Annotated in this window: 10 protein-coding genes; 5 read left to right on the forward strand and 5 right to left on the reverse strand. The window is 64.3% G+C overall.

Going from position 1 to position 7,444, the window contains the following annotated elements:
- On the forward strand, positions 1-942 hold a 942-nt coding region (locus VFH65_RS03635), incomplete at its 5' end, for an alpha/beta hydrolase (protein ID WP_353319770.1).
- Positions 943-1,355: 413 nt separating this feature from the next.
- On the opposite strand, the gene VFH65_RS03640 is transcribed toward VFH65_RS03635, so the two are convergent.
- The 3 genes from VFH65_RS03640 to VFH65_RS03650 all read right to left on the reverse strand — a co-directional run bounded on the left by VFH65_RS03640 (position 1,356) and on the right by VFH65_RS03650 (position 4,488).
- On the reverse strand, positions 1,356-3,314 hold the full coding sequence (locus VFH65_RS03640; protein WP_353319771.1) for a serine/threonine-protein kinase: 1,959 nt from the start codon (positions 3,312-3,314) through the stop codon (positions 1,356-1,358).
- Positions 3,315-3,495: 181 nt separating this feature from the next.
- The gene (locus tag VFH65_RS03645) at positions 3,496-3,762 is read right to left on the reverse strand and encodes a YdeI/OmpD-associated family protein (protein ID WP_353319772.1); all 267 of its coding nucleotides are present in this window, start codon (positions 3,760-3,762) and stop codon (positions 3,496-3,498) included.
- A 39-nt stretch (positions 3,763-3,801) separates the two neighbouring features.
- Positions 3,802-4,488 (reverse strand): DUF899 domain-containing protein, encoded by a 687-nt coding sequence (locus VFH65_RS03650; RefSeq protein ID WP_353319773.1) that lies wholly within the window; start codon positions 4,486-4,488, stop codon positions 3,802-3,804.
- 192 nt (positions 4,489-4,680) lie between these two features.
- Between VFH65_RS03650 and VFH65_RS03655 the strand changes: the two genes are divergently transcribed.
- Entirely contained in the window at positions 4,681-4,983 is a 303-nt protein-coding gene (locus VFH65_RS03655; protein ID WP_353319774.1) for a putative quinol monooxygenase, read from the forward strand.
- A 105-nt stretch (positions 4,984-5,088) separates the two neighbouring features.
- Entirely contained in the window at positions 5,089-5,370 is a 282-nt protein-coding gene (locus VFH65_RS03660; RefSeq protein WP_353319778.1) for a hypothetical protein, read from the forward strand.
- 92 nt (positions 5,371-5,462) lie between these two features.
- On the opposite strand, the gene VFH65_RS03665 is transcribed toward VFH65_RS03660, so the two are convergent.
- Positions 5,463-6,092, reverse strand: a complete 630-nt coding sequence (locus tag VFH65_RS03665; protein WP_353319775.1) for an FKBP-type peptidyl-prolyl cis-trans isomerase — start codon at positions 6,090-6,092, stop codon at positions 5,463-5,465.
- Positions 6,093-6,186: 94 nt separating this feature from the next.
- Here VFH65_RS03665 and VFH65_RS03670 point away from each other — a divergent pair, with 94 nt between their 5' ends.
- A complete protein-coding gene (locus tag VFH65_RS03670; RefSeq protein WP_353319776.1) occupies positions 6,187-6,513 on the forward strand; it encodes a hypothetical protein in 327 nt (108 codons plus the stop codon).
- 177 nt (positions 6,514-6,690) lie between these two features.
- Here VFH65_RS03670 and VFH65_RS03675 read toward each other — a convergent pair whose 3' ends face one another.
- Positions 6,691-7,146: an SRPBCC family protein gene (locus tag VFH65_RS03675; protein ID WP_353319777.1), complete on the reverse strand. Its 456-nt coding sequence runs from the start codon at positions 7,144-7,146 to the stop codon at positions 6,691-6,693.
- A gap of 167 nt (positions 7,147-7,313) precedes the next feature.
- Here VFH65_RS03675 and VFH65_RS03680 point away from each other — a divergent pair.
- Positions 7,314-7,444, forward strand: a 131-nt coding sequence (locus VFH65_RS03680) for a DUF899 family protein (RefSeq protein WP_353319779.1), incomplete at its 3' end; no start/stop codon positions are given.

Here is a 7,444-nt window from a genome sequence, read left to right on the forward strand (position 1 = left end):
TCGTTGGTGTCGGTTCCGGTGGCTGTGGCGCAGCCTGCTGCTGGGCCGGGGCAGGGTGCGCACATCACTGGTGTGGAGCATGTCAATGAGCGTTGGGACAAGGTGTCGGTGTTTTCGCCGTCGATGAACAAGGTGATCGTCAACGATGTGTTCAAGGCTCCCAAGTCGGGTGCGCCGACGTTTTATCTGTTGCCCGGTATCGATGGCGGGGACAATCTGGATCCGGGCGGCAACTGGGCCCCGGGTACCAAGAGCTGGTTCGGGATGACCGATATTGCGGGGTTTTTCGCCGACAAGAACGTCAATGTGGTCTCGCCGTTGGGTGGGGCGTTTAGCTGGTACACCAACTGGGTGGGGGATCCGGGCAAGCAGTACCAGACCTACATGACTCAGGAGCTGCCGCCGTTGATCAACACCGAGTACGACACCAACGGCCGCAACGCGGTCGGCGGACTGTCGAGCACCGGGGGTACCGCGATCGATTACGCGGTGCAGGCGCCGGGGATGTATCGGGCGGTGGGTTCCTACAGTGGCCTGCTCAACCCGGCCGATCAACCCCAGCAGGTGAGCATGTCGCTGATGGGTGGCGGGGCCAGCGCCGAGGCGATGTGGGGCCCGCCGGGCGGACCGACGTGGGTGGCCCATGACCCGTCGAAGAACGTCGCCAAGCTGAGCGGGGTGGCGGTCTATGCCGCGGCCTCGGCCAGCGGTGGGGTCGGTGCGGTGGATCGGCTGCCCGAGGGCTTTGGCCCCAACATCACCGGCGGGCTCATCGAGCGCATCGTGGCCGACAGCACCCGGGTGTTCGCCGACGCCGCCGCTGCAGCCGGGGTACCCATCACCTACGTCGTACGGCCCGAGGGCTCCCACACCTGGGGACTGTTCGAATCCGAAATGCAGGAATCCTGGAACACCACCATCGGACCAGCCCTAGGCGCCTAGCAGCGCGGGGCGTTAGTCCGCCGTTCGTCGGTGATGCTTCGTCTTGCCGAGTGTGCATGAAGCGCTGTGACTGTGCGGTCACTGCGTCGAGTGTGTCCCCACCGGGCGTATGCTCGACAAATCGTGCAGCGCAGGCACACTCGATGCGGCCATCGCACACGAAACTGCCGCAAACTATCGTCGCCGGAGGTTAAGGTGGCGCGACGTTGCCGACCGGTTGATGGGGAGCGCTGTGACGGGAAAGCTGTTCGCGCGCTACCGGTTCGCGGGCCCAAGCGATGACCTGACGCGGCGGCACTGATGCTCGTCACGTCGACCGAACCGGCCGAGCGTCGCGCAGAACACCGACAAGCCAAGGACTTTCACCTGGTTCGGTATCAGCCATGCGTTTGAGCGAGCCGCGAAGCCTGCGGCTAACCGCCCGTTCGCTCGAACACGTCCTCGAAGTCCCCACCGCCGGCGCAATCGCTTCCCGCCGCGACAGTTTGTTTGCCCCGGCCAGTGAGCACCGCGATGGGATCATCCAATTGCGGGGGCATCGGGTACTCCGCGGTGATGGTGATTTGCGCTGTGCCACCGGCTGGGCACTGCGTAGTGCCCTGTTCGTTGCGCGTCCACATGTCGTCGGCGAACATCAATGTGACGACCCCATCGGGACCGTGGAACAAGCTCATGCACTTGTCGCCGATGCGAAGACAGTACGTATCGGCGGTGAGGATGTTTCCGCGAACGACGTTGCCGCTCGTGAACGTTGTGGTCTGGCGATAGCGGCCTCGAAGCCCGTCGGCAGTGGTTACCGACCGTGGCGGTAGGACCGCTGGATCCGGAACTTTGTTCACGTCAGGATCGCCGGTGCGGGTGAACTTCACAGTGCGTTTGGCGGCGCACGCACCGTTGGTGGAGGCCCGAACGGTCTCGCCGGCGAGTGTGCCGTCGGGCTGCGGCTCAAGCGTGAACACCACCCAGAGCTCTGCGGGCGTGTCGCCGCATTGCGCTGAGGCGAGGCCGACCGCAACCCAGCTGCCGCCCAACTGATCGAATGTCAGGTTAGACAAAAGGGAAGTGCCGCTGCCACTGACGTTCGCCGCCGTCGCCACGCAACCGCTGGCACCACATGTCGAACGGACGCCCCAGCTGCTCGTCGTCGCAGGCGCATTCGGGACCGGCTTGTCTTCGAGATCCGTCCCCGGTCCGTAGTCAGCTCGGTACGTGCCGGTGAAGTCGACCCCACCTACAGCCGCGGTGGGCGGTGCGGCACCTGCGGGCTCGTCGCGCGAAGTGAGCTGCACGACAGCGACCACACCTCCCGCGACGACAAGAGTCACGATGAACACCAGCGCGCCGATGAGGACACCGTGGCGCCGCCCTTGAGGCTTCGCGGTGGGTGGCGCTGTTGGCATATGCAGATTGGGGACGCTCAACTGCGTGGGCGCCAAATGTGACGCGCCGCTATCCCCGGGCCGTGATTGGATCCACGCTTGTTGAGACCAAGGCGGCAAGCTTGGGTTGCTCGCGCTCACCGGGGCCGGCGGCGTCAGTCGATTGGCGTCGAGCCGGCCCGGTTCAGTGATGACTTGCTTTGCGGCGGCGGCCAAATCGACGGTGGTGGGGTAGCGATCCGCGGGCTGCTTGGCCAGGCCGATCGCGATCACTTCGTCCAACTCCGCGGGGACGGAGCCGCTTTCCTCGGACGGTCGGGGCGGGGGAGTGAATATGTGGCCGACGGCGATTTGTTCAAGTGTGTCGCCGGGGAACGGGCGACGACCGGTAAGGCATTCGTAGAACACGCAGGCGAGGGCGTAGATGTCGGAGCTGGGGTGCACCTCACCGGTGTTGAAGCGTTCGGGAGCCATGTACGCCCACGTGCCGATCGCGGCCCCAGTTGCGGTGACGCCGGTGTCTTCGGCCCTGCGGGCGATTCCGAAGTCGATGAGATACGCGAAGTCGTTCTCGGCGATCAGGATGTTGGACGGTTTGACGTCGCGGTGCACCAGTCCCGCTCGATGGGCGTTGTGCAGAGCTGAGGCGATCTGATCGATAATCGACACCGCGCGTTGGGGGTCCAGCGGACCGGCGTCGATCAGGGTCTGCAGGTCGGTGCCGTTGATCAGACGCATGGTGACGAACAGCCGTCCGTCGATCTCGCCGACATCGTGGATCGGTACGACGTTGGGATGGTCCAGGCGTGCCGCGGCGCGGGCCTCGCGCTGAAACCGCTTCTCGAAGTCGGGGTCTTGGGTTAGGTGCGGTAGCAGCATCTTCAACGCCACAACACGGTCGATCGCGCTGTCATAGGCGCGCCAAACCTCGCCCATCCCGCCGCGGCCCAGCAACTCGATCAGCCGGTAGCGTCCGAATGGCGTGCCTTCCACCGGCTTACGATAACGGCCAGTCGCCGATCTGTGGCGCAATAGCAGGTCGGTGGAACTTGATACTCGGTTCAGGGAGTGCATGCGGCCGGCGAAGGTCCGCCGGCGCCTCCACCGCCGCCGTGCATACCATTCATCAGTTGCTTGCCTGGGTTGACGCACCCCTGACCGCAGCCGCGGCTAATTACCTACCGACACGCTCGCGGTGCTTGCATCCCGGCCAACAGCAGGGCCGGCGCTGACCCTCCTCCAACTCTTCCTGAGTGCGGCGGATTCGGCGCTTTCGAGTCATCTCTTGCTTGGCATCCTCGACCCAACAAATGAACTCGTTGCGCGCCAAGGGCGTGATGTCCTTCCACGCAGCGAGTGCCGTGCCGTTGGCAATCAGCGCCTCGCGCAGATCGGGAGGCAGCTTGTGCACCACGCCGCCGGGCACTCGCTGGGTGCTCATGCGGCCAGGTTAACTCAGCGCTAGGCCTGCGCTGCGTCTCTACTGCCCGTAGAGCCTTGCGACATCGGGAGAGTCCAGCCAGCCCGAATAGGTCGGGCTCTTGGGCCATCCGTCGGGAGAATTCTGCCACTCTTCCTTGCGCCCCCATGGCAGGACGTCGATCAACGCGAAGGTATGCGCGAGTTGTTCGACGCCGCGGCCGGTGGTGTGCCAGGTGCGGTAAACCGTGTTGCCGTCACGCAGAAAGACGTTGAGCGCAAAGCCTTCGCCTGGCCCCGCGCCGACATCGGCGGCGAACGAGCTCTCCGACGAGGAGTACCAGTCCATCTTGTTGCCCACCTTGGCCTTATACGCCAGCGCCTCCTCGATCGAACCGTGCGTCACGATGACGAAGCGGGCGTCATAGTTGTCGAGGAAACCCAACCGGGTGAACTGCGACGTGAAGCTGGTGCACCCACCGCACTGCCAGTCCTCGCCGGGGTTCCACATGTGGTTGTAGACGATGAGCTGGGACCGGCCGTCGAACACGTCGGCCAGGCGGATCGGGCCGCTTCCGCCGATCAGGGTGTAGTCAGGCATTTCCACCATGGGAAGTCGGCGGCGCTGCGCAGCGATGGCGTCGAGTTCCCGGGTGGCAGCCTTTTCCCTGATCCGCAACTCATCGAGGGCTGCTTGCCAGGTCGGCAGGTCTACTACAGGCGGCTTCGCGGTAATGGGAGTGGTCATCGGTCCTCTTCGCGATCGAGAGCATCGTTTGATGTGTGGACTCCGTCGACGGCCAATATTCATCGGTCCGCGGCGGTTCGGCCCGCCCGTCGGCTGCTGACTGGCCGATGACTCTTGCGTGCTCGCAGTGTCTATACGGGGTACAAGGTGCCGGTCCGGCACGACATGTTGGCAGCAGAAGAAAGCGTACCCATGGTCATCGTTGCAGGACATATCACCGTCGAGCCCCAGCAGCGCCAGTCCTACCTCGCCGGCTGCGTGGGCGTCGTCGACCAGGCGCGCCGGGCAGACGGCTGCCTCGACTTCGCCATCACAGCCGACCTGATCGACCCCGGCCGCATCAACATCTTCGAGCGCTGGCACTCACAAGCGGCCGTCGAAGCCTTCCGCAGCAGCGGCCCCAGCGACGAGCAGGGCGCGGCAATGCTCTCGGCGTCGGTCTCCGAGTACGAGGTCGCGGACGTGCGGCCTTTGTTCGGGGAAAGCACGGACTGACCCTGCAGCGCGTCGTGAAGGTGGGGCAATTAGCCCCGGTTGGTTCGCGTAAGGTGGTTATGCCTGCTAAGTATTCGATTCGGTATCAACGCTGGAGTCATGCGCATGACCTTGATCAAGACCATCCTGCCTACGGTCGCAGTCGCGAGCGGGCTCACCGCAGCGATTTTGGGCCTGGGGACTGCTCTGGCGAGCGCCGAACCGGCTCCGCCGCCACCGGCGCCCGTCCAAGGCGAACTGCCGCCGAACTGGGCGCCGCCGAAGCCGGCCGAGTCGTGGCAAGGACAGCCGGTGGTGTGGTACTCGGGCTGGGGCGGACGCTGGGGGGTTTGGATCAACGGCGGGTTCATCCCGCTGACGTCAAATCCTGTCACCGGTGGGGGTTAGTCCCTGCCTTGCCGCCTGGGGTTCTGGCGCAGAATGCGTGAGTTCCGGTGCTACCCACGGCCTTTCGGGTCTGCGGCTCAAATTGTCGCAGCTCAATTCGAGGCGTCGAGGATCTTGATCGCGAAGACGAGGGAGTCACCCGGCTGGATTCCAGCAGCGGGCTGACCTTCGGGGTAGCCGTCGGCAGAGGTCATTGCGACGGCGACCGTGGATCCGACCTTCTGTCCGGCGATGGCCTTCTGGAAGCCTGGCACGACGCCGTCGAGCGGGAAGTCGACCGGCGCGCCCCGTTCGTAGCTGCTGTCAAACACAGTGCCGTCACGTCCATTGACACCCATGTAGCAGACGAAAACCGTGGCAGTATCTGCGACCACCGGTCCGTCACCGGCCCGCAGTGTGTGTACCTGAGTCTCGGTCACGCTGAACGGTGCACTCACGTTGACGATTGGCGCCGTGGTCTCAGTGGATCCGGTGACCGCGACGCTGCCGGTGGTCCCAGGCAGCGTCCACTCGGGCGTACCGCCATTCTCCGGCGGTGCCGTTGGGCATGCGCTCGCTTCGGTTGCCGTTTCCACGATGGAGGGCGGCGTGAACAGGTCCGAGACGGGGGATGAGCTTGCCGGTGACGCTTCCGTATCGGAGCCGCAAGCGGCGAGCGTCAGGACTAAAGACGCAGCACAGGCCACGAGCGCGACGGAAGAAGACACACGAGAGGAGTTCACGGCCGTCAGGCTACAGCCGTACTACGCAGCGCTCGCCAGTAGCCCTGTGATGTGAGCGATGGATCCACGGCGGTCTGCGTTAGGTTCAGACGGTGTGAGCGGCGATCGTCTTATTCGAGAAATCCACGATCTGCACGACGATTTGGGGCAGTGGCTCGGTTCGAAAGCCGCGCAGGAGGTCTTCACACGGATTGTCGAGCAACACCATCCGGACTTCTCGATGGTCGCTGTCGATGGGGGAGTCGTGCCGCTTGCGCAGTTGACGGAGGGGCTGCGTGTGGCACGCAACGCTGCGCCGCGGCTGAGGATCCAGGTTGTCGAGATTGAAGTGCTGGTTGCCGGGACGGAATATGCCGCAGCGCGGTTTCGGGAGCGGCACAGCGGCGAAAGTCTCTTGGAGGAGCGATTGACGAAGCGTTGAGCCGGACCATGGCGGACACGCTGGAACTGGTCGCCGGTGAGTACGACGGCGACAAGTCGTCCTTATCCTGAGCCTCCGACGTCCAGAGCCCCGATCGGCGCTGTTGCGAAACAACTTGGCCTACACCGGATTATCCGCCGTAAGCGGGATCCACCTTGACCAGCTCAATTGTGTTGGCTACTCGCGCTCGAGCCTACGAAGGCCGCGCAAGAATGAGGCAAGCTGATCGGAGACGCCCGCCCATCCGCTTTGGTATTCGTCGAAAGTGTCTGGGGGCAGCAGCGAATGCTCGATGGTCATGAGCGTCTGATCGTCGCCGCGTGGCTCGAAGGCAACGTTGACGACGCTGACCGCCGTCGGGTCCGGCCAATCCGAGGCGCTCCACGTGAAGCGCAGCCTGCGCGGGCGATCGATCGACAAGAACCGTCCGGTGATCAGAACACGCGTGCCTAAATCGTCGATATCGAAGCGCACGGTCCCCCCGACGCGGGGCTCAATGGTGAGAGCGACCACCCGGACGGGACGCGGACACATCCACTCCGTCAACGACTCTGGATCGAGCCACTCGTCGAATACCACTTCTGGCGCGGCGGGCATCACGCGCTGCACCCTGGCAACCGGGGCATCGTTCATTGCCAACGTCGCTTCCGGCGCAGCCGCGCCGCCGGAGCGTCCGCACGATCCAACACCTGATCTTCAACCATCATGTTGACTATAGAGGGGAGTCATGATGAGCTGGTGAGGCGATATTCAACTGCGATGTTGAACGTTGTTTCTGCGACGATGCGGAAGGAGAACCCATGAAAACACCCCCGATTGTGTCGGCGAAACAGTGGGAGATTGAGCGCCAGAACATGCTGGTGAGAGAAAAGGAGCATCAGCGTGCCCGCGACGCGCTGGCCGCGCAGCGCCGCCGGATGCCGTGGATGGC

It is taken from the genome of Mycobacterium sp., from assembly GCF_035697385.1.
Classification (GTDB): Bacteria; Actinomycetota; Actinomycetes; order Mycobacteriales; family Mycobacteriaceae; genus Mycobacterium.